General features: G+C 60.0%; 23 protein-coding genes and 1 pseudogene. 10 read left to right on the plus strand and 14 right to left on the minus strand.

Translation table 11 applies throughout. The features are described from left to right. Nucleotides 1–24: 24 nt before the first annotated feature. Nucleotides 25–1,098 carry a M24 family metallopeptidase gene (locus KJS47_RS04425; RefSeq protein WP_213523123.1) on the minus strand — a complete coding sequence of 358 codons (1,074 nt, stop codon included), beginning with the start codon at nucleotides 1,096–1,098 and terminating at the stop codon, nucleotides 25–27. Beyond that, nucleotides 1,095–1,547: a type II 3-dehydroquinate dehydratase gene (aroQ, locus tag KJS47_RS04430; protein ID WP_213523125.1), complete on the minus strand. Its 453-nt coding sequence runs from the start codon at nucleotides 1,545–1,547 to the stop codon at nucleotides 1,095–1,097. Before aroQ ends, KJS47_RS04425 begins: the two co-directional genes overlap by 4 nt. A gap of 272 nt (nucleotides 1,548–1,819) precedes the next feature. Here aroQ and KJS47_RS04435 point away from each other — a divergent pair, with 272 nt between their 5' ends. Next, a complete protein-coding gene (locus KJS47_RS04435; RefSeq protein WP_374707016.1) occupies nucleotides 1,820–2,749 on the plus strand; it encodes a DUF1385 domain-containing protein in 930 nt (309 codons plus the stop codon). A 17-nt stretch (nucleotides 2,750–2,766) separates the two neighbouring features. Further along, nucleotides 2,767–3,057, plus strand: coding sequence for a hypothetical protein (locus KJS47_RS04440; RefSeq protein WP_249716100.1), 291 nt, complete (start codon nucleotides 2,767–2,769; stop codon nucleotides 3,055–3,057). Nucleotides 3,058–3,234: 177 nt separating this feature from the next. On the opposite strand, the gene mntR is transcribed toward KJS47_RS04440, so the two are convergent. Further along, entirely contained in the window at nucleotides 3,235–3,657 is a 423-nt protein-coding gene (gene mntR / locus KJS47_RS04445) for a transcriptional regulator MntR (protein WP_213523129.1), read from the minus strand. A gap of 232 nt (nucleotides 3,658–3,889) precedes the next feature. Between mntR and splB the strand changes: the two genes are divergently transcribed. Next, nucleotides 3,890–4,951, plus strand: a complete 1,062-nt coding sequence (gene splB / locus KJS47_RS04450; RefSeq protein ID WP_213523131.1) for a spore photoproduct lyase — start codon at nucleotides 3,890–3,892, stop codon at nucleotides 4,949–4,951. Here the strand turns inward: splB and KJS47_RS04455 are convergent. Genes KJS47_RS04455 through KJS47_RS04470 form a run of 4 tightly spaced genes read right to left on the minus strand, consistent with a single transcriptional unit; the run spans nucleotide 4,948 to nucleotide 8,312 of the window. Beyond that, entirely contained in the window at nucleotides 4,948–5,661 is a 714-nt protein-coding gene (locus KJS47_RS04455; RefSeq protein WP_213523133.1) for a cytochrome c biogenesis CcdA family protein, read from the minus strand. The two genes, splB and KJS47_RS04455, sit on opposite strands and share 4 nt — an antisense overlap. A gap of 13 nt (nucleotides 5,662–5,674) precedes the next feature. After that, nucleotides 5,675–6,478: a metal ABC transporter permease gene (locus KJS47_RS04460; protein WP_213523135.1), complete on the minus strand. Its 804-nt coding sequence runs from the start codon at nucleotides 6,476–6,478 to the stop codon at nucleotides 5,675–5,677. 15 nt (nucleotides 6,479–6,493) lie between these two features. Then, nucleotides 6,494–7,285: a metal ABC transporter ATP-binding protein gene (locus tag KJS47_RS04465; RefSeq protein ID WP_213523137.1), complete on the minus strand. Its 792-nt coding sequence runs from the start codon at nucleotides 7,283–7,285 to the stop codon at nucleotides 6,494–6,496. A 52-nt stretch (nucleotides 7,286–7,337) separates the two neighbouring features. After that, nucleotides 7,338–8,312, minus strand: coding sequence for a metal ABC transporter substrate-binding protein (locus KJS47_RS04470; RefSeq protein ID WP_213523139.1), 975 nt, complete (start codon nucleotides 8,310–8,312; stop codon nucleotides 7,338–7,340). Nucleotides 8,313–8,586: 274 nt separating this feature from the next. Here KJS47_RS04470 and KJS47_RS04475 point away from each other — a divergent pair, with 274 nt between their 5' ends. Next, nucleotides 8,587–8,715, plus strand: a complete 129-nt coding sequence (locus KJS47_RS04475; protein WP_213523141.1) for a YjcZ family sporulation protein — start codon at nucleotides 8,587–8,589, stop codon at nucleotides 8,713–8,715. A 479-nt stretch (nucleotides 8,716–9,194) separates the two neighbouring features. Here KJS47_RS04475 and KJS47_RS04480 read toward each other — a convergent pair whose 3' ends face one another. Next, nucleotides 9,195–9,293 (minus strand): YjcZ family sporulation protein, encoded by a 99-nt coding sequence (locus KJS47_RS04480; RefSeq protein WP_213523143.1) that lies wholly within the window; start codon nucleotides 9,291–9,293, stop codon nucleotides 9,195–9,197. A gap of 156 nt (nucleotides 9,294–9,449) precedes the next feature. Here KJS47_RS04480 and KJS47_RS04485 point away from each other — a divergent pair, with 156 nt between their 5' ends. Beyond that, complete coding sequence (locus KJS47_RS04485) at nucleotides 9,450–10,175, plus strand: class I SAM-dependent methyltransferase (protein ID WP_249716104.1); 726 nt, start codon at nucleotides 9,450–9,452, stop codon at nucleotides 10,173–10,175. A gap of 210 nt (nucleotides 10,176–10,385) precedes the next feature. Here KJS47_RS04485 and metG read toward each other — a convergent pair whose 3' ends face one another. The 5 genes and pseudogenes from metG to KJS47_RS04510 all read right to left on the minus strand — a co-directional run bounded on the left by metG (nucleotide 10,386) and on the right by KJS47_RS04510 (nucleotide 18,256). Further along, nucleotides 10,386–12,401: a methionine--tRNA ligase gene (metG, locus tag KJS47_RS04490; RefSeq protein WP_213523145.1), complete on the minus strand. Its 2,016-nt coding sequence runs from the start codon at nucleotides 12,399–12,401 to the stop codon at nucleotides 10,386–10,388. A gap of 565 nt (nucleotides 12,402–12,966) precedes the next feature. Then, nucleotides 12,967–13,233, minus strand: a pseudogene (yidD, locus tag KJS47_RS04495) (membrane protein insertion efficiency factor YidD); the annotation flags it as partial. Further along, on the minus strand, nucleotides 13,226–13,645 hold the full coding sequence (locus tag KJS47_RS04500) for a Fur family transcriptional regulator (protein ID WP_213523149.1): 420 nt from the start codon (nucleotides 13,643–13,645) through the stop codon (nucleotides 13,226–13,228). The gene KJS47_RS04500 and the pseudogene yidD, both read right to left, overlap by 8 nt. A gap of 154 nt (nucleotides 13,646–13,799) precedes the next feature. Then, nucleotides 13,800–17,111 (minus strand): DEAD/DEAH box helicase, encoded by a 3,312-nt coding sequence (locus KJS47_RS04505; protein WP_213523151.1) that lies wholly within the window; start codon nucleotides 17,109–17,111, stop codon nucleotides 13,800–13,802. Nucleotides 17,112–17,254: 143 nt separating this feature from the next. Continuing rightward, complete coding sequence (locus tag KJS47_RS04510) at nucleotides 17,255–18,256, minus strand: ABC transporter substrate-binding protein (protein ID WP_213523153.1); 1,002 nt, start codon at nucleotides 18,254–18,256, stop codon at nucleotides 17,255–17,257. Between the two features lie 406 nt (nucleotides 18,257–18,662). Here KJS47_RS04510 and KJS47_RS04515 point away from each other — a divergent pair, with 406 nt between their 5' ends. The 5 genes from KJS47_RS04515 to KJS47_RS04535 all read left to right on the plus strand — a co-directional run bounded on the left by KJS47_RS04515 (nucleotide 18,663) and on the right by KJS47_RS04535 (nucleotide 22,878). Then, complete coding sequence (locus KJS47_RS04515; protein ID WP_213523155.1) at nucleotides 18,663–19,673, plus strand: FecCD family ABC transporter permease; 1,011 nt, start codon at nucleotides 18,663–18,665, stop codon at nucleotides 19,671–19,673. After that, entirely contained in the window at nucleotides 19,670–20,707 is a 1,038-nt protein-coding gene (locus KJS47_RS04520; RefSeq protein WP_249716106.1) for a FecCD family ABC transporter permease, read from the plus strand. The genes KJS47_RS04515 and KJS47_RS04520 overlap by 4 nt, the downstream gene beginning before the upstream one ends. A gap of 69 nt (nucleotides 20,708–20,776) precedes the next feature. Beyond that, the gene (locus KJS47_RS04525; protein ID WP_213523157.1) at nucleotides 20,777–21,598 is read left to right on the plus strand and encodes an ABC transporter ATP-binding protein; all 822 of its coding nucleotides are present in this window, start codon (nucleotides 20,777–20,779) and stop codon (nucleotides 21,596–21,598) included. Beyond that, nucleotides 21,585–22,628, plus strand: coding sequence for an IucA/IucC family C-terminal-domain containing protein (locus tag KJS47_RS04530; protein ID WP_213523159.1), 1,044 nt, complete (start codon nucleotides 21,585–21,587; stop codon nucleotides 22,626–22,628). The genes KJS47_RS04525 and KJS47_RS04530 overlap by 14 nt, the downstream gene beginning before the upstream one ends. Nucleotides 22,629–22,686: 58 nt before the next feature. Next, complete coding sequence (locus tag KJS47_RS04535; protein WP_213523161.1) at nucleotides 22,687–22,878, plus strand: hypothetical protein; 192 nt, start codon at nucleotides 22,687–22,689, stop codon at nucleotides 22,876–22,878. 211 nt (nucleotides 22,879–23,089) lie between these two features. On the opposite strand, the gene KJS47_RS04540 is transcribed toward KJS47_RS04535, so the two are convergent. Beyond that, on the minus strand, nucleotides 23,090–24,103 hold the full coding sequence (locus KJS47_RS04540; RefSeq protein ID WP_213523163.1) for a Gfo/Idh/MocA family protein: 1,014 nt from the start codon (nucleotides 24,101–24,103) through the stop codon (nucleotides 23,090–23,092). Nucleotides 24,104–24,150 lie beyond the last annotated feature (47 nt).

Raw genomic sequence — 24,150 nt, forward strand, 5'->3', positions numbered from 1 at the left:
TCTTGGTTTGCGGAGCCGGCCGGATCAGCCGAGCACCAAAAATTCCTTGGTGGCGAAGGTGAGGCGTTCGTTGCCCGACTCGGTCAGTACAACGTCGTCCTCGATCCGGACGCCTCCGAAGCCCGGCAGATAAATCCCGGGTTCGACCGTCATCGTCATCCCCGGCTCGAGCACGGTGTCGCACGAAGGAGACAGCCGAGGCGCTTCATGCACCTGCATCCCCAAGCTGTGTCCCGTTCCATGCCCGAAATGGTCTCCGTAGCCGTACTTGCGGATAATGTCCCGCGCCAGAGCGTCGCCTTCGCGGCCCGTCATTCCCGGCTTCAGGTTCTCAAGCACGTTCATCTGGGCTTCCAGCACGATCTTATAGATGTCCTTATGCTTGTCCGTGGGCTCTCCCAGACAGACCGTTCTCGTCAAATCCGAGCAATAGCCCTGGTAATAGGCTCCAAAGTCGAGCTTAACATATTCGTTGCTTCCCAGCAAACGGTCGCTGGCGACGCCGTGCGGCAGCGCCGATCTCTCGCCGGAGGCGACGATCGTATCGAAGGAGGACGACGTCGCCCCGTGGCTGCGCATATACATCTCCATCTCGAGGGCGATCGCCCGCTCCGAGACGCCTGGCTTCAGCTTCGTCAAGATGTAGGCGAACGTATCGTCCGCGAGCTTGGCCGCCTCCCGCATGATGCGCAGCTCCTCCGCGTCCTTGTACATTCTCAGACGCTCGACCACCTGCTCGGTAGGCACCAGCTCGATGCTTCCGAGGTCCGATTTGTACGCGACGTAGGTGCCGAAGGTCACATCGTTCTGCTCGAAGCCGACTCGGGAGATGCCGAGATCGGACAATAGCTCACGTACGGTCAGCATGACCTTCGCGTTATGCTCTACAATCTCGAAGCCGGCCGCCTGCTCGGCCGCCTGGGTCATATACCGGAAGTCGGTAAGCAGGAACGCGCGGTCCGCGGTTACCAATACATAGCCGGAGGACCCGGTAAAGCCGGTTATGTAACGCCGATTATGCGAGTTGGTCAGCACGATTGCTTCCAGTCCAAGCTCTGCGAGCGACTGCCGCAGCTTCGCTACTCTTGCCTGAGTCATGAATGGTCACCTGCTTTCCTGAAATGGCGGTGCAGGGCAAGGAGTCCCAGCTCATAGCCGTAGGCTCCGAAGCCAGCGATCTGCCCGATCACGACCGGAGCCGTCACCGAACGATGGCGGAACTCTTCCCTCTTGTGAATATTGGACAAATGGACTTCCACGGCCGGGAGCTGAACGGCGGCAAGAGCGTCCCGAATCGCATAGCTGTAATGAGTGAAGGCGCCGGGATTGATCAAAATACCGTCCTTCGTTCCGTAAGCCTCGTGAATCTTGTCGATCAGCGCGCCCTCGTGATTGGACTGAAACGATTCAAGCCCAATCGACAACCCGACGGCTGTCTTCTCCAGGTTCGTCGTAATGGCGGTGAGCGATTCGTTTCCGTATACGCCCGGCTCCCGGATTCCCAGCATGTTCAGGTTCGGACCGTGCAGCACCAATACATTGTACATCCGCTTCTCACCGGCCCTTTCTCGTCCTCATTTTTGACTAAGCTATTTTACCACAGGTGCCGGTTGTTTGAGAATCCTTTTTCTCCTGCAGAGGCCCCACTGCCGGGCTTTCGCGCCCGTTCCGCGGCGGTCGCGCCTTCCGTTCTTTCCGGTGGCAATCCCTGGCGGAATTCGTTACAATAGGTGAGAAGAAATCACGTTCGAGAAGGTGAATGAATTTGTCTCAACCCAATTTGAATATTTACGGCGGTCAGGCGGTCATCGAGGGCGTCATGTTCGCGGGGCGCAAGGTGCATGTCACCGCCGTCCGCCGCAAGGACAACGAGATAGCTTTCCTCGAGGTGCCCAAGGAGGAGAAGGCATGGGTTCAGAAGCTGAAGAAGATCCCCTTCCTGCGCGGCCTCGTCGGCATACTAGAATCGAGCGCCTACGGCACGCGCCACCTCAACTTCTCCGCCGAGATGTTCGCGGAGGATGAGGAGGAGGAAACCGGGAGCAAGCCTTCCGAAGGGCAGGCGAAGCCGGTCAAGGAAAAGGAAGAGCCGGGCCTCCTCGGCAAGATGTCCATGATGCTGGGCGTTGCGGTCATCGGCATCCTATCTTTCATTTTCGGCAAGCTCATCTTTACGCTTGTCCCCGCCTTTCTCGAGCAGGTGCTGCTCGGCGGCATCTTCGAGAACCGGGTGCTGCACAATTTAATAGAAGGAATCATCAAGATCGTTCTGCTCGTCGCATATATTTACTTTATCTCGCTGACCCCCATGATGAAGCGCCTGTTCCAATATCACGGCGCCGAGCACAAGGTGATCAGCGCCTACGAAGCGGGCCTCGAGCTGACGGTCCGCAACGTGCAGAAGTTCAGCACGCTGCATTACCGGTGCGGCAGCAGCTTCATTATTTTTACTGTGATCGTCGGCGTCATCGTCTACTCGTTCGTTCCCTATGACAATTTGTGGGAACGGCTCTATCAGCGGATTCTGCTTCTCCCTGTCGTCATCGGCATCTCCTACGAGGTGCTGCGCTGGACGAACTCGCTCCGCGACGTGCCGGTGCTCCGGTACCTCGGCTATCCGGGGCTGTGGCTCCAGCTGCTGACCACGAAGCAGCCCACGGACGATCAGGTCGAGGTTTCCATCGCCTCCTTCAATCGCATGAGGGAGCTCGATGCGGAGCTGCTCGCGCCGGTCCCCAAAGCATCCTGAGAAGGAGGAGCAATTTAATGAAGCGACGCTGGCCGCCCATGGCGCTCGTGATCGGTGGATTGTTCCTGATCGGCGTACTGCGCAATCTGTATTTAAATACGATGGATATGATTATACCGGTTCTGATCTTCGGCCTTGTGTTCCTGCTGTACAAATTCCCGCCCGACCGTTGGAGACGAGGCGGGGCCGCCCGTCCTCCGGCCGGAGGACGCAAACAGGCCGGCCGCAAGCATCCTCCGTTTCGCGTCATCCAGGGCAACAAACGGGACCAGGACGATCAGGACGAGAATCGGCCCCGGTATCATTAAAAGCAAGAAGAGGACCCATAGGGCCCTCTTCTTTTTTGTAGAAGTTCGCCGTCTGTCGGTCTCCTCATCTCCCTTTGTTTCGCAGCTTTGACCATCTATCGGGATCCGCACTCTTTGGGTTCCATGCAAAAAGCCGCCCATTGGCGGCTTTTTGTGTGTTCCATTCTCTCTTTTGTCCTAATCCCGTTCCAGTTCGCTTCGGATCGCTTTGAGCTTCTCGGAAGCTTCCGGATACCGGTGAAAATATTCGACGAGCGTCTCCAGGCAAGTGATCGAATCCCAGCTCAGGTGATGCTCGATCCCCTCCACGTCCGTATATATATTCTCCTCCTGGACTCCGATGACGGTCAGAAACTCCTCGAGAAGAGCGTGCCGGTCCACGAGCCGCTTGCCCATCTTCTTGCCCTTCGGCGTCAGGATGAGACCTCTGTATTTTTCATAGACAAGGTAATTGTCCTTGTCCAGCTTCTGGATCATCTTCGTCACAGATGAAGGATGTACCGCCAACCCTTCGGCGATATCGGATACCCGCGCATAGCCTTTTTCATCGATGAGCTTGTAAATCCGTTCCAAATAATCTTCCATACTAGGCGTAGCCATCCGAAAAACCCCTCCTAATCCAAACCAACCGACATGCCACCCGTTCTTGGATACTCTATGTATGATAAACCATTATCGTCAGCAAGTGCAAGCTCGCCGCCCCTCGGACAGGCTCCTCTCCTGCGTCGCCGGCCCACTCCCCACCGACCATTATTCCCATGTGTGGCCCGCCCTAACTCGGCGAACACTACCTTTATTCCACATTCCCGTCCATAAGGAGGAGCGCTCCCGCATGACTACTTCCACCATGGCCCGGCCGCCCCGCCAGACCGCTCTCTTCGTGCCCGAGCTCGTCTATTTTGAACCGGGCGCCTTGGAATATCCGAAGGGACAACGCATTCTCGAATGGGCCAAAGGCCAGGGCCTGCCGATTCATATGACGACCTCGCATAACCGAATCACGAACCTGCCCGGCGATTCGGATCTGGAGAAGTACCGGATCGCCAAGCGAACGCTTGTCGTCGGTGTTCGCAAGACGCTTAAATTCGATCAATCCAAGCCGTCGGCCGAATATGCGATTCCGATCGCGACCGGCTGCATGGCCCACTGCCATTACTGTTATTTGCAGACGACGCTTGGCGCCAAGCCGTACCTGCGCGTCTACGTGAACATGGACGAGATTCTAAAGCAGGCGAAGACGTATATCGACGAACGCGCCCCGGAGCTGACGCGCTTTGAGGCGGCGTGCACCTCGGACCCGCTGGGCCTTGAGCACATTAGCGGTTCTCTCGCCGAGCTCATAACGTTCATGGCGGACGAGGAATACGGCAGGCTGCGCTTTGTCAGCAAGTTTCACCATGTCGAGCCGCTTCTCGGCCTGAGGCACAACGGCCATACGCGCGTGCGATTCAGCGTCAATGCCGCCTACGTGATCAAGCATTTCGAGCCGGGCACTTCCTCGTTCGCCGAACGGATCGAAGCGGCAGGCAAGATCGCGCGGGCGGGATACCCGCTTGGCTTCCTCATCGCTCCGATCGTCTGGCACGAAGGCTGGGAGGACGGCTACCGCGAGCTGCTCGTGAAACTGAAAGAAGCGCTTCCGGACGAAGCGCTTCCCGAGCTGACGTTTGAACTGATCCAGCACCGATTCACCAAGACGGCCAAAAACGTCATTCTCCAGCGCTATCCGAAGACGAAACTGGAGATGGACGAAGCTAAACGCAAATACAAATGGGGACGCTGGGGCCAGGGCAAATACGTCTATCCGGACGAGCAGGCCCAGGCGCTGCGCGAGTTTATAACCGAACGCATCTTCGAGCAGTTTCCCCAGGCGACCATCGACTATTTTACCTAGAACTTCAGCCAGTCCGGCGTCTGCTGGTTGAACCAGATGGTGATAGCGGTCATCCGGTCGGTGTACAGCAGTACCGCGAGCACAACCATGAGGGCACCGCCGACCTTCATGAAGGCGTTCGAATAGCGCAGAATCCATTTGGTGGAGCCCAGGAAGAACGCCAGCAGCAGGAACGGAAGGGCGAATCCGAGCGAGTAGGCCGTCGTCATCGAGAACCACGTTCCCGGCTGGGACGCCGACAGGGCGAAGATGGCGGACAGGATCGGCCCGATGCAGGGCGACCAGCCGGCCGCGAAGCCCATGCCGATGAACAGCGAGCCGAGATAGCCGGCGGGCCGCCATTTGACCTGCAGCTTCCGCTCTCTCATGAGCCATTGCGGCTGGAAGACCCCCAGCATAAACAAGCCCATCACAAAAATAAGCAGCGCCGCCAGCTGGCGGATCAGTCCCTGATAGTCGCGGAACAGATCGGAGACGAGACCCGCGCTCAGCCCGAGCGCATAGAAAATGACGGAAAACCCGAGTACGAAAAAGAGAGAATGAAGGAGTGTCCGGAGCCGGATCTCCTTTTCTTCGTCTCCCCCGCTTTTGAGCTGGTTAACCGAAATTCCCGTCAGATAGGACAGGTAGGAAGGGTAGAGCGGGAGGCAGCAGGGCGAGATGAAGGAAGCGATGCCCGCGGCGAAGGCGATACCCAAGTTCAAATTCATAGCGACCCCTCCGTTATACTTTGAAGCGGCGCTTCCCGAGAAGCGTCCCCGCCAATAGGACGATCAGCAGCAGAACGACAGTCGATCCCGGCGGCATATCCCACAGTCCCGCTGTAATCAGACCCGCGATGACAGCAATCTCCGAGAACAGAACCGCAAGAATAACCGAATGCTTGAAGCTGCGGGCCAGCGCCAGGCTGGCGGCTACCGGAATGGTCAGCAGAGAAGAGACAAGCAAAGCCCCTACAATCTTGATCGAAACGCAAATAACAAGCGACGTCAGAATCGTCATGGCGATATTGTAGTACTTGATGGGGAGCCCGCTGATGCCCGCCGCCTCTTCATCGAAGACCATGAGGAACATTTCTTTGAAATGAAGGATGACGAATAAGAGCACGAGAACGGTCACGCCGAAAATAAGCCAGAGATCGGTCGTATCGAGCGTATAGATGCTACCGAACAGGTAGCTGGTGACGTTGACGCTGAAGCCCTGGCCCATCGAGAACAAAAAGGTCGCCAGGGCGATCCCGCCCGCCATTATGATAGCGATCGAGAGCTCGGCGTAGGTCTTGTACGTCTTGCGGAGCTTCTCGATCGCGAAAGAGGCGGCGATAGCGAAGAGGAGACCGATCGCCAGCGGATAGACATCAATTAGAAACCCGAGCGCGACACCGGCGATCGTCACATGGGAGAGCGTATCCCCGATCATGGACAACCGGCGCAAAACAAGGAAAATTCCCATCAGAGGAGCCGTGATGCCGATGAGCACTCCACCGATGAGAGAACGTTGGAAGAAATATTCTAGAAATATATCCACGAGGCAGTCCTCTCCCTACTGTATCTGTATCGCTTCCCTCAGATCGGACAGCGCATGGGTCAGTCCCGTCTCGCCGCAATCTTCCGGCACATGAGAATGCTTGACGTAAAAGCGGATCTTGCCCGCCTCCTGAACCGGTTCCGGTCCAAGATACGCCATCATCATATCGAGATCGTGCGATACCATCAGGAAGGTAATCGGGTGGTGGTGATGCATATGCCGAATGAGGTGAAAGAAGCTCTCCTGCGTCTCGGCATCTATGCCCACCGTCGGCTCGTCGAGGATGAGCAGCTCCGGGTTGTTCACGAGTGCACGAGCGAGAAACGCTCTCTGCTGCTGACCACCCGACAGCTGGCCGATTCTCCGGTCAGCCAGGTCGGCAATGTTGAGCACGTCAAGTGCGTCGAAGCACTTCTGCTGATCCGTCCGGCTCATCCGCTTGAACATGCTCTTGCGCCCATACAAGCCCGACAGGACAACCTCCTTCACGGTCGCCGGAAAGAGAGGGTTGAACGACTGCTTCTGCGGCACGTACCCGATCTTGTGCCAGTCGCGGAACTGGTCCATCGGCTCGCCGAACAAGCGGACCTTGCCGGCGGTTGGCTTGATCAGCCCCACGATGATCCGCATGAGTGTCGTCTTGCCGGCTCCGTTCGAGCCGACGATGCCGACGAAGTCGCGCTGACGGATGCAAAACGTCAGCCTGTCGATGACCGACTTGTTCTCATAGGCAAAGCTGACGTCCGACAGCTCGACGACGGGACGGTGGCAGGTTGGTTGGCTGTTGGCTGGCTGCGTCTGCGCCATAGAGCATGCTCCTTCTTGTCGGCAATTCCGATTCGTTCGTTAAAGAATACCCTTATTGTAATGCTTTCAATAGATTTTGCAAATTCTTGTTCATGACCGACAGGTAGTCGTCTCCATTGTTGACTTCTTGCTTGGTCAGTCCTTCGAGAGGATTGAGAACCAGCGTCTCGATTCCGGCGTCCTTGGCCAGCGTCTTGGCGAGCTTGTCGGAGACCAGCTCCTCGAAGAAGATATACTTGACCTGGTTCGCTTTGACGAACTGGTTGATTTCCTTCATGTCCTTGGCCGTCGGCTCGGCGTCAGGAGCGATCCCCATAATCGCCTTCTGCGTCAGACCGTAATCCCGGCACAGGTAACCGAAGGCGGCATGAGAGACGACGATCTCCTTCTTCTGCGTCTTGGCGAGAGCCTCCCTGTACGTGCGGTCGAGGTCGTCCAGCTGCCCCGAGAAGATAGCGAAGTTCTTCTCGTAGTCCGCCTTGTGGGCCGGATCCGCTTCCGCCAGGCCGTCCCTGATGTTGGCAGCCAGCTGCTTCGCTCCGGCGGGACTGAGCCAAATATGGGGATCGTACGCCGATTCCTTCCCGTGATCGTGCCCCGCATGATCCCCGTCCTCGTGCTCCTCGTGATTCTCCATCAGTGTCACGCCTTTGCTTGCTTCCACAAGCCGGGATTTGGCATTGCTCTTACGGCTCTTGGCGTAGTCGTCGACCCACGTTTCAAAACCTGAGCCTTGATAGACGAGGAGATCGGCTTCGTTCATCTGCCGGATATCCTTGCTCTTGGGCGACCAGTCATGAGGCTCGACGCCAGCTGGGACCAGGTTGATGACATGGACATGCTCCCCCCCGATTTTGGTAGCAAAGTCGTACAGCGGATAAAAGCTGGTCATGACATTGACCTTCCCTTCGACCAGCTCCCCCTTCGAGCTGCCGCAGCCCGACAGCGCGGCGACCAGGGCAGCCGCCAGCAAGAGCGTCAGCAGCTTCCCCCTTCTTCGCTTTCCATAATTCCTATTACGTTCCATTTGGTTCTGCTCCTTTTCCCCTTGTACCTATGTCTCGGATAATTGGTTACGAGGGCCAGTTCTTCCGGTTTCCTGTAAATCGTAATCCTGTCTATTTACAAATTAGATTATAGGGCGCGATCCTTTCCTTTGTCAATTGTTTATTCGAAATAATTACGATTTACTTTCGGATAAAAAGCCCCTATTTCTTCCCCTATCTGTGCAGATGTCCAATCGCCGGCGACCACAGCCTCATAGTATGGTATCAGATCTGGCAAGAAAGGAGGGACTGCTCATGGGTTTCGGTGGTTATGGTGGTTACGGTGGTTTCGGCGGTTGCGGTGGTTTCGGTTTCACCTCCACGGGAGCTATTCTTGTCCTGTTCATCCTGCTGGTTATCATCACCCGCTCATTCTTTATCTAACGAAAGCAGTATCCTAACTTAACTGTCAGCAAGCTTACCCGGTCCGTTGACCGGCTCCGGCGTTGTCCGTTTGCCGGCACGGCTTTCCACTGACAAAGCCTGCTGCTGTCCGCGTTCCCAATATGCGGCGGAGGCAGCCTTTTTCGCCGGGCATTCTTTCAATAAAGGCGGTGATCACATGAGCGCAGGGTTCGGCGGCCTCGGAACTTCTACGGGCGTTATTCTGGTCCTCTTCATCCTCCTGGTTATCATTTCCTGTACCTTCTGCATCTAAGGAGAACCTGGCTGAGACCATGACCTCCCGGACGCCAAGCGGCGCTTGCGTCCGGGAGGTTTCGATTGGCCCGGCTGCTTGCTGCGAAACAAGGCCTATTGGATGCACGTCACCGCGAATGGGACAAGCCTGGCTGCCGGAGTATCCGGCCAGCCGACAAAAAAACGGGACGGCGAACCGTCCCGGGATCGTCCCGTCGTATTGGTTAGATCCAGAAGGTTCTCAGGACGATGACCAGCAGGATGAACAGAACCAGGATCACCCCGGTCGAAGTGGCTAAGCCGAATCCTCCGCATGCGCTCATTTGAAGTCCTCCTTTCCAATAACCTGTTACTAGAATACGCAGGGCTCACCCCACTTGATTGGTCTATTGCCCCGATTCCCTTCTTCGCCATCCGCCCAATCCTTTCAGCTCCGGCGTTCATAGGTTAGAGAACAGACAGCAAGCCATTCGAAAGGGATGATTTCCATCAAATACATCGATATGCTGGCCAAGTTCGGGACGGGCAGCGCCCATCCCGGCGGCTTCCCTGCGACCATCCGGCAGCTCGAAGCCTATCCGCTCCCTCTCGGTTCCCGTATTCTCGAGGTCGGATGCGGCACGGGAAGGACCGCCTGTCACCTGGCCGCCCGCGGCCATTCCGTCACGGCCGTCGACCTCCACGCCGGCATGCTGGACAAAGCGAGGAAACGGTCGGAGGCGATGGGAACCTCCGTCTTGTTCTTGCAGGCGGACGCCTGCCGGCTGCCGTTCGAGGACCGAAGTTTTGACGTCCTACTGGTGGAATCGGTCACCAACTTTGCCGATATCCAGCAGGCGCTTGCGGAATACTGCCGCGTGCTCAAGCCGGGCGGAATGCTGTATGAACGGGAGCTGGTCGCGGCGAAGCCGACTCCGGACGAGAATCTGAAAGAGCTCACCAACTTTTTCGGCATGGCCCGGTTGTACCAGCGCGAAGAATGGCTGGACGCCATGACGACCGCCGGCTTCCCGCATGCGGAGATTCTCGAGTTCGACCGGCATTCGGATTGGATCGAAGGGGAAGCCCCGCCAGACGAACACGAGCTTGTGGACAGCGGCATCTTCCTCGATCCCGAGGTGATGGGCACCGCCATTCGCAATCTCGAGCTGATGGCTGCTAATAAGGACTACCTCGGGTTCGCGCTGATCCGGGCGTTCAAGTAGCCTTGCTGCAGCCCTCACTGGCACGGCGACCATTTTCGCGCGGCGACAACGCCAAAAAAGCTGCCCGATCCGGTTTTCCGGAAGGGCAGCTTTTTTATCGTTTTGGATTACGAACGGGTGGGCTTGGAAAACTCCGGCAATTCCGTTGGCTCAGAACAACCTAGGCCCGCTCCCAGGTAAAGAGCTCGCCGGCGAACGTTCCGGCGTGACTTACTTCACAATGGCGCCGTTCGGCATGTCGGCCGGCACCGTGGCCAGCGTCAGCTGGTCGCCTTTGGATGCCGCAAGGATCATCCCCTGCGACAGCTCGCCGCGCAGCTTGACCGGTTTGAGGTTTGTCACGCAGATGACCTTGCGTCCGACCAGCTCCTCAGGCGAGTAATACTTGGCAATGCCGGAGACGACCTGCCGGCGCTCGGTCCCTAGATCCAGCTGCAGCTTAAGCAGCTTGTCGGCCTTCTTGACCGGCTCGGCAGAGAGCACTTCGGCGACGCGAAGCTCCACCTTGGCGAAATCATCGATACTGATTTCGGGAAGGGCGGCTTCCTCGTCCGGAGCCGCCTCCGTGCCCGGCTGGCTGCCGCCGGCTGCAGAGCCATCGGCCGGTGCGGGCGCAGAAGCCTCCTCCGGCTCAGCCGGAGTTCCCCCGCTCATCTGGCTCGCGATATAAGCCGTCTCCGCCTCGACGTCGAGGCGGGGGAACAGCGGCTCGCCCTTGACGAGCTCCGTACCCTCCGGCAGAAGACCGAAGCGCGAGGCGCTGTCCCATGCCGTGAGCTCGCCCTGCTCAATGCCGAGCTGCCGCCAGATGCGGGCCGGCGTCTCGGTGAGGAACGGCTGGATGAGCACGGAGATGATGCGCAGCGACTCGGCCAGGTGGTACATCGCCGAAGCGAGTTCGCCCTTGCGGTTCTCATCCTTGGCGAGCACCCACGGCTGGGTCTCGTCAATGTATTTGTTCGTCCGGCTGACGAGCTGCCAGATGGAGGCGAGCGCAATGGAGAATTCCATCTTCTCCATCGCCTGCTCCGTTCTGGCTACCGCGTTCGCAGCGGCTTCCCGAAGCCCGGCGTCGAAGGCTGTCCCCCCATCCTCGGTAAAGGCCGGGACCTTGCCTCCGAAATACTTGTCGATCATCGCGACCGTCCGATTCAGCAGGTTGCCCAGATCGTTCGCCAGGTCGGAGTTGACCCGCTGGGTAAAGCTCTCCGGCGTGAAGGTACCGTCTGCGCCAAACGGTACCTCGCGCAGCAGGTAGTAGCGGAGCGCGTCGAGGCCGTAGCGGTCGATCAGCGTAAGCGGGTCGACGACGTTGCCCTTGGATTTGGACATTTTGCCGTCCTTCATAAGCAGCCAGCCGTGGCTGAAGATCTTCTTGGGCAGCGGCTCCCCGAGCGCCATCAGCATGATCGGCCAGTAGATCGTATGGAAGCGGACGATCTCCTTGCTCATGAGATGCACGTCCGCCGGCCAATATTTGCGGTACTTACTGTCGTCCTCCGAGCCGTAGCCGAGCGCCGTAATGTAGTTGGACAGCGCGTCGATCCAGACGTAGATGACGTGCTTCGGATCGCCGGGCACCGGAATGCCCCATTCGAACGTGCTTCGGGAGACGGCCAGGTCCTCAAGCCCCGGCTTGATGAAGTTGTTGATCATTTCGTTGCGGCGGGATTCCGGCTGGATGAAATCGGGATGCTCCTCGTAATACTTGAGCAGCCGGTCCGCGTATTTGTTCATCCGGAAGAAGTAGCTCTTCTCCTTGACTTTGTGCACCGGCCGTCCGCAGTCCGGACAATTCCCGTCGACGAGCTGCCGCTCCAGAATATACGATTCGCAGGGCGTACAGTACCAGCCTTCGTACTCCCCGAGGTAAATGTCGCCTTGATCGAGCAGCTGCTGAAAGATACGGCTCACCGCTTCCTTATGTCGCGGCTCGGTTGTGCGGATGTAATCGTCATACGAGATATCAAGCCGCTTCCAGAGCGCTTGGATGCCCTCTACGATCGTGTCGACGAATTGCTGCGGCGGAACGCCTTTGGCTTCGGCTTTCTCTTGAATTTTCTGGCCGTGCTCGTCCGTTCCGGTCAAGAACATGACGTCGTAGCCGCGCAGCCGCTTATAACGGGCCATCGCATCCGCGGTCACTGTCGAATAGGCATGGCCGATGTGGAGCTTGTCGCTCGGATAATAGATCGGGGTTGTGATGTAGAATGTTTTTTTGTCCATAGCTGTCTCCTCCTATGGGCACGGCGGACGGCTGAAGCACGTCTCACGCCGGACCGGGATTAAATCTAACCAAATACAAAAAGCCCCCGTCCATCTTGGGACGAGAGCATGGCTCACGCGGTACCACCCAGGTTCCCCCGGCACTTTGCGGGCACGGGGCTCAGCAGTCTGATCGACTATCCGTTAACGCCGGACGAACGTCATCCCCTTGCCGCATCGGCTCGAGGACAAGCTCTCCAGGACCATCTTCCGCGCCTTCTCCATACCGGTTCTCAGCTTCCCCCGGCTCTCTGCGATGGGTTGTCCGCGTACTCATCCCTTCATAGAACATGTTGGTATACGATCAACATATACCGGAACCGAACGTCTGTCAAGTCTGCGCCTGCATCCGCCCGATCCGTCTGTGAACCAGCATGCCCCGGATTCAGCTCCGCTAAACGTGACCGCCTCCCGGGAAGGAGCCCGGGTCTCCGGTTTCCTCCCGCTCCGGTTCGCTTTCCCTGCCCTCCGCACCGTTTAGATCATGCCCGTGACCGCATCCGCACGCGGGATCACCGGTGACGCGCTTGTCCCGGCGCGGCGGAACATAGTCGATGCCTCCCGGATGAAACGGATGGCATTTGACAATCCGCCGGACCGCCAAATACAAGCCTTTGAGCACGCCGTGCACTTCAATGCTCTCCAGCGCATATTGCGAGCAGGTCGGGTAGAAGCGGCACGTAGGAGGCTTCAGCGGAGAGAGGAACCGGCGGTAGAAGCGGATCGGGGCTTGGGCCGCGCGCTTCCTCAGACTGGAGCGACCGGCCGCTGACCCGGCGCGCCGGCTATCCATCCTGCTTGCAGTCCTTGCAATAGCCAAAGATCTCGAATTTATGCTTAACCGCCTGGAACCCCTCCGGCATGCCCGGAATCTCCTGCATCGGGCAGTAGACCACCGGATAGGTGCGCTCGCAGTTGAGGCAGATGACATGATGGTGATGGTGATTCTCCTGGCAGTGCAGCCGGAATTTGATCCCGTCTTCGAACACGAACTGCTCAAGCACGCCCATCTCGTGCATCAGACGCAGATTCCGGTAGACCGTATCGAAGCTCAGTCCCGGATAGGTCTTGTTCATGGAATCGTAAACATCCTTGGGAGTCAAATAGCCTGCAGCGCCTGCGAACAGCTCGGCCAGCGTGCGGCGCTGGTCGGTAATCCGCATTCCCTGCTTCCCCATCATCCGGACAATCTCATCGGCTGTCATCGGCTTCCCCCCATTTCCTACTCTGTTCCTATCATAATGCTACAAACGAATCAGCCCGTCAAATGGGGTGCAGCCGGCGTCCTGCCTTCATCTGACATGCCGAACGTCCGACCCTCTGCTGCCATGGCGCCGTACCGCTTTTCTACCGCACGGCTCAATCCGCCAGAAGCTGCCGGATGTCCGCCTCCGTAATGCCCGCGCCTTCCCCGTCCGCCTGCACCACTTCCTCGAACAGCGTCTGCTTATGCCGCTGGAGCTCGACCATCTTCTCCTCCACCGTCCCTTGGGCGACGAGGCGGACGACCTGGACGACCTTCTTCTGTCCCAGCCGGTGCGCGCGGTCCTGCGCCTGCTGCTCGACCGCTGGATTCCACCACAGGTCATACAGAATGACCGTGTCCGCTCCCGTCAGGTTGAGCCCCGTTCCCCCGGCCTTGAGCGAGAGGAGGAACAGGTCCTTCTCTCCTTCATTGAACCGCGAGCACAGGTTCACTCTCTCCGCCGCAGGAGTCGACCCGTCCAAATAGAAGAACGGAATGCCGCGTGCTGCTAGCTCCCGCGAAATGATCCCGAGCATCGAGGTAAACTGGGAAAAGACGAGAATCCGTCTCCCTGACGCCCGGCAATCGTCCACGAGCTCCAGCAGCTGCTCGAGCTTGGCCGAGCTTCCGGCATAGCCGTCCACGAACAAGGCCGGATGGCAGCACAGCTGGCGCAGCCGCGTCAGACCAGCCAGAATCCGGATCTTGCTCTTTTCAAAGCCTTTTTCGCTAAGATGCTTGAACGTCTCCTCCTTGAAATGCGCCAGATAGGCCGCATACAGCGTCTTCTGCTCCGGGAACAGCTCGGAGGCCTGCTCCGATTCGATCTTGCCCGGCAGCTCCTTGAGCACGTCGGCCTTGAGGCGTCTGAGCAGAAACGGCTTCACCTTTCCGGCTACCGATTCGCGGGTCATCTCCCGGAACGTCAGCCGGTCCGGCAGCAGGCCGGGAAACACGGCGTCAAACAGCGTCCGCAGCTCCTCCAGCGAATTCTCGATCGGCGTGCCAGTGAGGGCAAAGCGGTGGCGGGCCGCAAGCCGCATAACCGCCCGGGCCGTCTGGGTCGTGCGGTTCTTGAACGCCTGCGCCTCGTCGAGCAGCAGGGTATGGAATGGCTGCGCCGCATACAGCTCCTCATCCATGCGCAGCAGCGGATACGAGGTAATGACGACATCCGCGCCGCTGCCGGCAGCGAGGAGCCGATGCCGGTCCGGCCGGTCTCCGTCTGCAATCACGGTCCGAATCTCCGGCGCGAAACGCCTCAGCTCGTTGCGCCAGTTGTACAAAAGAGACGAGGGGCAGACGATCAGAGCCGGCTCCCCCGTGCGGCGAATATCCGGAAGAACAGACTGAAGGAACGCGATGGCCTGCACCGTCTTGCCGAGCCCCATCTCGTCGGCCAGGATGCCGCCGAAGCCGTAATGGGCGAGCGTCTTCATCCATTGGTAGCCTTCCTTCTGATAGTCCCGCAGAACCGCCTCGATCCCGGCCGGCACCGGGAATGCCAGCCGCTCCGGGTCGCGGAGATCGTCCAGCAGACGGCGCAGCGACTTCCCGAGCCGCACTGCGCCGCCCGGATCCGGATCGGCGGCGAGCGAAAGCCCCCGAATGAGGGGCACCTGAGCCTCGGCCCCGTACACATCCGAGGCACGGACTCCCGTTTCGTTCATATAGCGCAAAATCTGCTGAAACGCCTCCCCTTCGAGCGGCTGCAGCGACCCGTCCGAGAGACGGTGATACCGGCGCTTCTCCTCCAGCGACCTCAGCACCTCCCGGATCTCGGAATCCCGGATGCCGTCCAGCTCGAAGCGGAAGGCGAGCCAATCGGTCCTCTCCCCCCGCTCAATCTCAAGCTTGGGCGCGGCCGTGCCGGTCACGAGACGCTCCTTGACCGCAGTCGTCGCATAGACGGTGACGAGCCGCTGCAGCCGAGGCACGATATGATACAAAAACTCGTACTCCGCCTCCTCTCCCTCCAGGAAAAACCCGCTGTCCGTATGGGCGAATGCGCCCTGCTCCATCAGCTCGAGAATCCGGCGCTCCCGCTCTCCGTCCCTGAGCAGCACCACCCGGGAATCCGGCGCTTCTCCCGCTTCCTCCAGCGGATTGATCACAAGGTCCCCGTAATGGAATTCGAGCGCGGCCAGGAGCCGGTCTCTCACCCGGTCGAGGAACAGCTTGGCCTTGAGCGGATGCTGCACGAGCTTGTCGGACACCTCGCGGGTCATCTCGACGGTTCCGAGCTGCCTGAGGCCTGGCAGCGCCTGCTCGAGGAACCGCTCCATCCGGCCGCCGGGAATCGGGACCGCCGCTTCGTCCCCGACAGGGAGCAGCTTCTTGAGCTCCGCAAGACGCCTCAGCGGCTCCGTCTTCACCCTCGTGAGCCTGCCGTCCGCGAGGGCGAGTCCATAGGGCGCGAGGACGACCACGTCATCCAGCCCTTGCACGACGAGCCGCACGTCCTCCTTCACCCTCTCGAACCGGAACCGGACCGGCAGCGGATCCTCCGTCAGTACGATGCCCATGGCCGTCACGCTCCCGTGCTCGACCTGGACCGAAGGCACCTGCTGAAGCAGGGGGAGCAGCTCGTCCCACGCATCGGGAGGAAGCGGGAGCACGCGCTCCGTCTTTCCCTTCCCGGAGGCTGCCGCTGCCGGCAAATCCCGGAGCAGCTCGTCGCTGCGCGCGATCCAGATCAGCTGCCGGATCACCGTGTCCGCTTCCGGAGGAAAGCAGTGCAGGTCCGGGTCATAGACGAACTGCCTCGTGAACGAACAGCCTTCCCCCCGGTCCACCCGGTCCAGGAAATCGCGGATCCGGGGCACGACGTAAAGCCGCTTCGGCCCCAGCTTGAGCTCAATGCCCAGTAGCGACCTGCCGCCCCCCGCCGGGACGGGCCGGAGAAGGAACTGCACCTCGAGTCGGTCTCGCGTATCGAACAGCGGCCGGGCTCCGCTCGCCCGTCTCGGACGCTCGCGAAACAGCTCCAGCATGCCGTCGAACAGCTGCTCGTCCGGCAGCGTCTCCTTTCTCGCTCTCCGCCCGCTCGTTCCGATTGGCCTGACGTCCTCTCTCCACTCGCCCTCCATCTCTTGAGGATCAAGCAGATGGGCGTACGAGACGCCTCTCACCGGCTCCCCTCCTTCTCCTCGCCCCGCCGCGAGCAGCGCTGCTGCAGCGTGAGCGCAGCGCGAGGATGAGATCGTCTCACCACTGCATGGGCAAATCGCCTCCGCGGCTTCCCCGTCCCACGTGACGACGACCCGCCAGCCGCCGGCTCCGCCGACCCGAGCTTCGCCTCTTCCAGTTTCGTCGTTCCACGCGAGCACCTCCACTTCGCCCGCTCCCACCATTGCCTTTCCCTGCTCATAAGCGTCCCGTCCACACAGCTGCATGGCGATGCGCTCGTTCCATCTCATTCCCATCTTTCCGTCCTCCCGTTTCCCTCAGCCGGGCCCTATCTGCTCCCCTCATCCTACCAGAATCCGCGCACAAAAAAAACGCATCCCTCGCGGCCGCCTCGGCTCCGAATACGGAACCGCAGCCTGCTAAGATGCGTTCGTTCTGCTTATTTTTTGATATCGAGATACTGATAGAGCTCCTGGATGACCTGGTTCGCCGACAGAACGCCTCCCGAGGTGTTCCAGATCGTGTCGTCCACCTTGAACGCCTTGTTGTTCTTGACGACCGGCAGGTTCTTCCAGAGCGGATCGTTCAGAAGTTCCTGTTCGACCTGCTTGCCCTTGCCGTCGCCCAGATCATAGGTGAAGTAGAACAGGACGTCGCCGTCCATCTCCGGTACGCGCTCCTTGGATACCTCCGCTGCGAACTCCTCTTTGTCCTGCGAAGCCGGACGCTTAAGTCCCAGTTCCTTGAACAGAACTCCCGTGAACGTATCCTTGTAATAGATCCGGATTTTGCCCGGCATGAACCGTACGACGGATACCTTCGTGTTCAGCTTGTCGCCTGCTTTTTCTTTGAAGGCATTGACGTTCGCCGTGAAGTCGGCCATCACCTTATCCCCTTCGGCCTTGCGGTTGAGCGCTTCGGCATACAGCTTGAAGTTCTCCTTCCAATCTCCGCGCAGCGTCTCTGAGAACACGGTCGGCGCGATCGCCGACAGCTGTTCGTAAACCTTTTCTTGGCGCATCTTGTTGCCGATGATAAGATCGGGCTGAAGCGCCGCAATAGCCTCCAGATTCGGCTGGTCCTCCTTGCCGAGCGGAGTGACATCCTTCATCTTATCCTTGATGTGCGGATACCAAGGATCGCCCACGTACGAATTGACCGCACCGACCGGCTTAATTCCCATGGCCAGGAGCGCCTCGGTTCCTTCGTTCGTCAGGATGACGACCTTCTTGGGCGTCGCCGGAATCTTCGTTGTCCCCATCGCATGCTTCACCGTGTAAGGACCGCTGGACTCGCTGCCGCCGGTCGTTCCCGACGCGCCTGGTGCCGCCTCTTCCTTGGCTCCGCAGCCGACCGCCGTCAGCGCGAGCACCAATACCATCAGGACGGCCATCAGCCGGATCCCGCCTTTTCCTATTCCATTTCCTTGTCCTTGCCTCATGAATCCTTCTCTCCCCTTGTCTGCAAGTTGGCCGCAGGAACGGCATATCCTCTGAGAAAAGAGTGCCGCTTGCTTATATGGTTTCGTTGGCCTTTATTAATGAGAATCATTCTCAGTCCCTCCCTTAATGTACCCGCTCGGCCGCCCTCTGTCAATGGTTAATTGAAAATGATTCTCATAATCATTGACAGAGACTTTCGGTTCCCCTAAACTGAACACCGTACAGGGTCCTTTTTCGGAAACCGACAGTTCTCTATGCTAAGGAACCTTCTCCGTAGGAGAAGTAGCTGTTTTCTCATAAGCTGAGCTGCTTCCTACTTATAGGTATAAACACGTGTTAACCCCAGGGCGCCGCCAATCCGCCGCGCGTCCGGTTAGTCCAGAACGAGTAAGGATGATCCCGCCCATGAGTCCCTTGTTATCCGGCCGCCCGAGCCGCCTGATCGGCGTCGCCGTTGGCCTTGCGCTCATTGCGCTCGCCGTCTATGCCAGCATTACGCTCGGGATGGTCACCATCAGCTGGCAGTCGCTGACGGATGCCTACAGCCGCTTCGACGGCTCGAACCAGCAGCTCGTCATCCGCGACGTCCGCGTCCCTCGTGCGCTGATTGCAGCAGCCGTGGGTACGAGCCTTGGGATGAGCGGCGCCCTTATTCAGGCGCTCACCCGCAATCCGCTCGCCGACGTCGGCATTCTCGGCATCAACAACGGCGCCTCGCTGTTCGTGGTGGCGGCCGTGTCTCTCCTGTCCGTGTCCTCCCTGAGCCAGTACGTCTGGTTCGCGTTCGCGGGAGCGGCGGTCAGCGGGATCTTCGTCTATTGGCTCGGCTCCATCGGCCGCAACGGCCTCACACCGGTCAAGATCACACTGGCCGGGGCGGCGATCGGCGCTTTGGCGTCGTCGTTCACCCACACGCTGCTTCTGCTGAACGAACGCACGATGCAGGAGGTGCTGTTTTGGCTCGCGGGATCGGTGGAAGGCCGCAAGCTTGAGCTGCTTGTTCAGGTGCTTCCCTATCTCGCGATCGGCTGGGTCGTCGCTCTGATCGTGGCGGGGCCGCTTCACACGTTGACGCTCGGCGAGGATGTCGCCACCGGACTCGGCCAGCGGACCGTGCTGGTCAAGCTGGTCACCGGGCTCGTGATCGTCGTGCTGGCGGGCAGCTCCGTCTCGGTTGCGGGACCGATCCTGTTCGTCGGGCTGGTTACGCCTCATATTGCCCGCCATCTCGTCGGCTCGAATACGCGGTGGGTCGTCCTCTACAGCGCGATGCTCGGAGCGATTCTGCTTCTCGCCGCCGATCTGGCCGCCCGTTTCGTGGCGATGCCCAAAGAGGTTCCGATCGGCGTCATGACTGCGCTGATCGGAACGCCGTTCTTTCTGTATACCGCACGAAAGGGGAATTTCCGCAAGTGAAGAAGTACATTCCTTTCCGAATGACCCGCTTCCCCCTCTCGTTTCTGTTAGATAGGCGCACGGCGGTCGTCACCGGCATTTTGCTTCTCCTGACGTTTGCCGCCATGGTCATCAGTCTCGGCAGCGGGACCAAGGTGATCTCTCCATGGAACGTGATCAAGGTGCTGTTCGGCTTCGGCTCCGGCGCCGACGAGCTGATCGTGAACAAGCTGCGCATGCCGCGGATTCTGGTCGGCGTAATGGTAGGCTCCTCGCTCGCCGTCGCCGGTGCGATTCTGCAGGGCATGATCCGCAATCCGCTCGCTTCCCCGGACATTATCGGGATCACGGGAGGCGCCTCCGTGACCGCCGTCGTGTTCCTCTCGACCTTTACGGGCGCCAGCATCCATCTGCTGCCGCTTGCAGCGTTCTGCGGCGCGTTCGTCGTCACTCTCGGCATTTATCTGCTCGCTTGGAAGAGCGGCGTCTCCCCGGTCCGGCTCGTGCTGATCGGGGTCGGGATCGGAACGACGATGAGCGCCCTGACGACGCTGTCGATCACGACCATGTCCGAGTTCGTGACGAACAAAGCGTTGATCTGGATGACCGGCAGCATTTACGGAGCGAGCTGGAAGAATGTGCTGGCGCTGCTGCCGTGGACCGTGCTGTTCCTGCCGCTCTCCCTTATCTTCGCTCGGAACATCAATTTGCAGATGCTTGGGGACGACGTGGCTGCGGGAGCCGGGAGCCGCGTTCAGCGGGACCGTCTCTTGCTGCTCTTCATCTGTGTCGCGCTCGCCGGCTCGGCCGTTGCATTCGGCGGGGCGATCGGCTTCGTCGGCCTTATCGCGCCTCACATGGCGCGCAAGCTCGTCGGTCCCTCCTTTGGCGGCCTGCTGCCTGTGACGGCGCTGCTCGGCTCGTTTATCGTTGTCGTTGCCGACTGGCTGGGCCGGACGGCCTTCCCGCCACTCGATTTGCCCGTCGGCTTGTTCACCTCGCTCATCGGAGCGCCGTTTTTCATCTATCTGCTCGTCAAGGAACGCAACCAATAATGCCGGCTTCGCAGCCGACTGGCCGTCTGCTTCTCAGACAGAGCCGATCACCAGCAAGGAGGATCTTCCATGAAAGCGCTCGAAACCCGCAATTTGACGCTGGCCTACGGGGATACCGTCATCATCGACCAATTGAACCTCGCCATTCCCAAGGGCAAAATTACCGTCTTCGTCGGCAGCAACGGCTCCGGCAAGTCGACGCTGCTTCGCTCACTCGCCCGGCTGCTGAAGCCGCAGCACGGCTCCATCCTGCTCGACGGGCAGGAAATGAGCAAGCTGTCTTCGCGTGAGATCGCCAAGCGGCTCGCCATCCTGCCGCAGGGCCCTGCCGCACCCGAGGGATTGACTGTGCTTCAGCTCGTCAAGCAAGGCCGCTACCCGTATCAAAGCTGGCTGCAGCAGTGGTCCCGGGAGGACGAGGACATGGTCCGTAAAGCGCTGCGGCAGACGCACATGGAAGACTTCGCGGAGCGGCCGGTCGACTCTCTCTCTGGAGGCCAGAGACAGCGGGCCTGGATCGCCATGACGCTCGCACAGGGAACGCCTACCATTCTCCTCGACGAGCCGACAACCTACCTCGACCTGACACATCAGATCGAGGTGCTGGATCTGCTGTTCGATCTGAACCGCATGGAAAGGCGGACGATCGTCATGGTGCTACACGACATCAACCTGTCGTGTAGGTACGCCGATCATATTGTCGCGGTGAAGGACCGTACAGTTTACGATCAGGGCGCGCCGGAGGACGTCGTGCATCCCGGCATGATCCGGGACGTCTTCAACCTCGCGTGCCAGATCGTGCCCGACCCGCTGTTCGGCACCCCGTCCTGCATTCCGGTCAGCAAAGGACGGTATATCAAGTCGCAGGTGGATGTCCATGGCGTCAGCTAATTCGGTTAGGGAGTACCTCGCCTCTTCCCTTCTGCTCGTTCTGGAGGAGCCTGCTTCCCCGGCCGGGGGAACAGAGAGCGTTGGGGAGGGAGCGGATGACCAAGCGGCCGCCGGCCGTTCGGATCGCCGCACAGCCGATTTTGTCCGATTCGAAGGGGCTTCCCTCCTGGACCGCCAAGTGGTGAACCGGCTGCTAGATACAGTCGGCCGTTCGCTCGGGACTGACAAGCGTGCCGTCGCGGCCTCGCTGTTTTTCAAGCATTACTGCCGCGCGCTGAGCGGAGCGTTCTATGCCTGGATCCAGGCGGGTGTTGCCCTGGATCTGTCGCTAGCCGGCCTCGAGCTCCGCTGGCACGAAGCGTGCCGGCTCGAGGTTGTCGTGCGGCAGCCGCAAGGCTGGCTGCTGAGCGGGACGGCGGCGGCCGGCTGCTCTTTGCCGGAGGAGTCTGCCGATGCGGCGGACTCCTCGCCGGCGGCTCACCCCGGCATCGAGAGCACGGGCCCCCGCGTCGGAGACGCAGGCCGCGCCCTGCTGCCGGACCGGTCGCTGCTGCCCATCCCGTCCCCCGGCGGCTCCGAAGCCTCTGAGCCGTCTTCGCTTGATGTACGAGAGACGTTTGCCCGCCGCTTGTACGCTGAGCATCTGGGACCGCTGATCGGCCTGCTGTCCGAGGTGACCCGTCTGAAGAAAGCGATTCTGTGGGAAAACGCGCTTATCTATCTGCTCGCGGCCTTCAACACGCTGGAGACTCAAGCGTCCACAGCCGAGGAGTGTGCCTGTGTGCGAGAGGAGCGCCGCTTCTGGACGGAGCAAGCGCCCGCTTCCTGGTTTGGAACCGAGGAGACCGTCAACCCGCTCTGCAGGCCGGGCTGCCTCGTGCCGCACCCGCTCGGGGAGGAAGACCCGATACGCGTCCGGGAGAGATGCTGCCTCAAGGTGCTGCTGCCCGGAGGAACCAACTGCACCTCCTGCTGCCGCATCGACGAAGACGAGAGACGTCGCTTGTTTGAGAAGAAGAAGGGCGTTTAAACCCGCCGGCGACGGGCCATGCTAGAATCCATCCTTTGTCGATGGAGGAGAGATGCTCATGGACCCGATTCGCCGGCGCCGGCATATCGCCGCCTTACGGGACGAACTGCCGCGCGTCAGCTTTTACCGGATGGTGAGAAGCCCCGAGTTCGAGGAGCTGTGCCGGCTGTACGAGCAAGGCATCGGCATTCGCTCTGCGGATCAGTTCGCAGAGCGGGCACAGCGGCTCGAGCGCCTCTTCCAGCCGTGAAGCCGCATCCGCGGCTGGTCTCGCCGTGCAGCGGAACGCCCGCCGGCCCGAGCGCCATCGCGCTGCCGCCCATGACCCGGACTCCCAGGTCCTTCTCGCCGCCCGCAAGCTGAATGCCTGTACCGCCTCAAGGCGGTGCCCAGACGAAAGCCCCTGTGTATATCCGCTAGTGGATATGCGCAGGGGCTTTCGTTTTGATATTGGATCGCCTTCACTCGCTTCGGGGCCGCTGGATGCGGCTCACATTGCGATCGCAAGCGAGTACAAGCTCGGACGCCCGGAGAATGTCCTCATGTCCCAGAACGGACGGTTTCCCTGCCAGCCGGTTCACAAAATCCTCCGAGATGCCGACCGGCGGCTCCTCCGGCTGAATGCGCCGAAGCGGCTCCCGGTCGGTCACGACCAGCAGCAGGTCCTCGTCCGCCACCAGCGGGTCTCCCTCCAGCCGCAGCTCGGCGCTGCCCTTCGTCCCGGCGACGAAGATCCGGCAGTCTCCCCAAGTCCAGCTCTTCTCCGGCGTATACCAGTCCGCATAGAGCTGCGCCGTAACTCCACTGCCCGTCACGGTTTGAACCGAGGCGGAATCGTAGAAATCGGGATACTCGGGATACCCCGTCTTGGTCGCGAACCCGTCCATCGAAGCGAGCTCCTCTCCCGTCAGCCAGCGGACGAGATCCACATCGTGGATGAGCAGATCGATGACGATGCCGCCGTTCTCTTCCTTGGGAAAATGCCACTTCGGGCGCTTGCCGGGATTCAGCCGATGCGGCTTGCGCATCGCCACATGGACGAGATCGCCGAGCTCGCCGCGGTCGATGCATGCCTTGAGCGCCTGCACGGACGGGCGGAACCGCTCGGTCAGCAGCATGCCGACCTGAATGCGGCCCCGCTCCACAACGGCCTTCAGCCGCTCGAGAGCCCCTGTCGTCGTGACGGCCGGCTTGTCGACCATCACGTGCTTGCCGGCCTCCTCGCACCGTTCGATGACCTCGATCTTCTCCAGGTTGATCGCAGCGCAGCCGACGATCTCGACATCCGGCCCGAGCAGTTCCTCCATCGTATCGGCCAGCCGAATGCCGTGCTGGGCCGCCATCGCCTCCGCCAGCTCCTTGTTGTCCGGCTCGTACAGGCCGGCACAGCGGTACCCGAGTGCCAGCATTTCCCCTATGAAGATGCCGATGTGTGCATGCTGGCATCCGATAATGGCAAAGCTTCCTCTGTTCATTCCTGAATCCTCCTCGCCTGGGACGGTTCCCCGCCGCATATGTGGTC

The sequence above is a fragment of the Paenibacillus sp. J31TS4 genome (assembly GCF_018403265.1).
GTDB lineage: Bacteria > Bacillota > Bacilli > Paenibacillales > NBRC-103111 > J31TS4.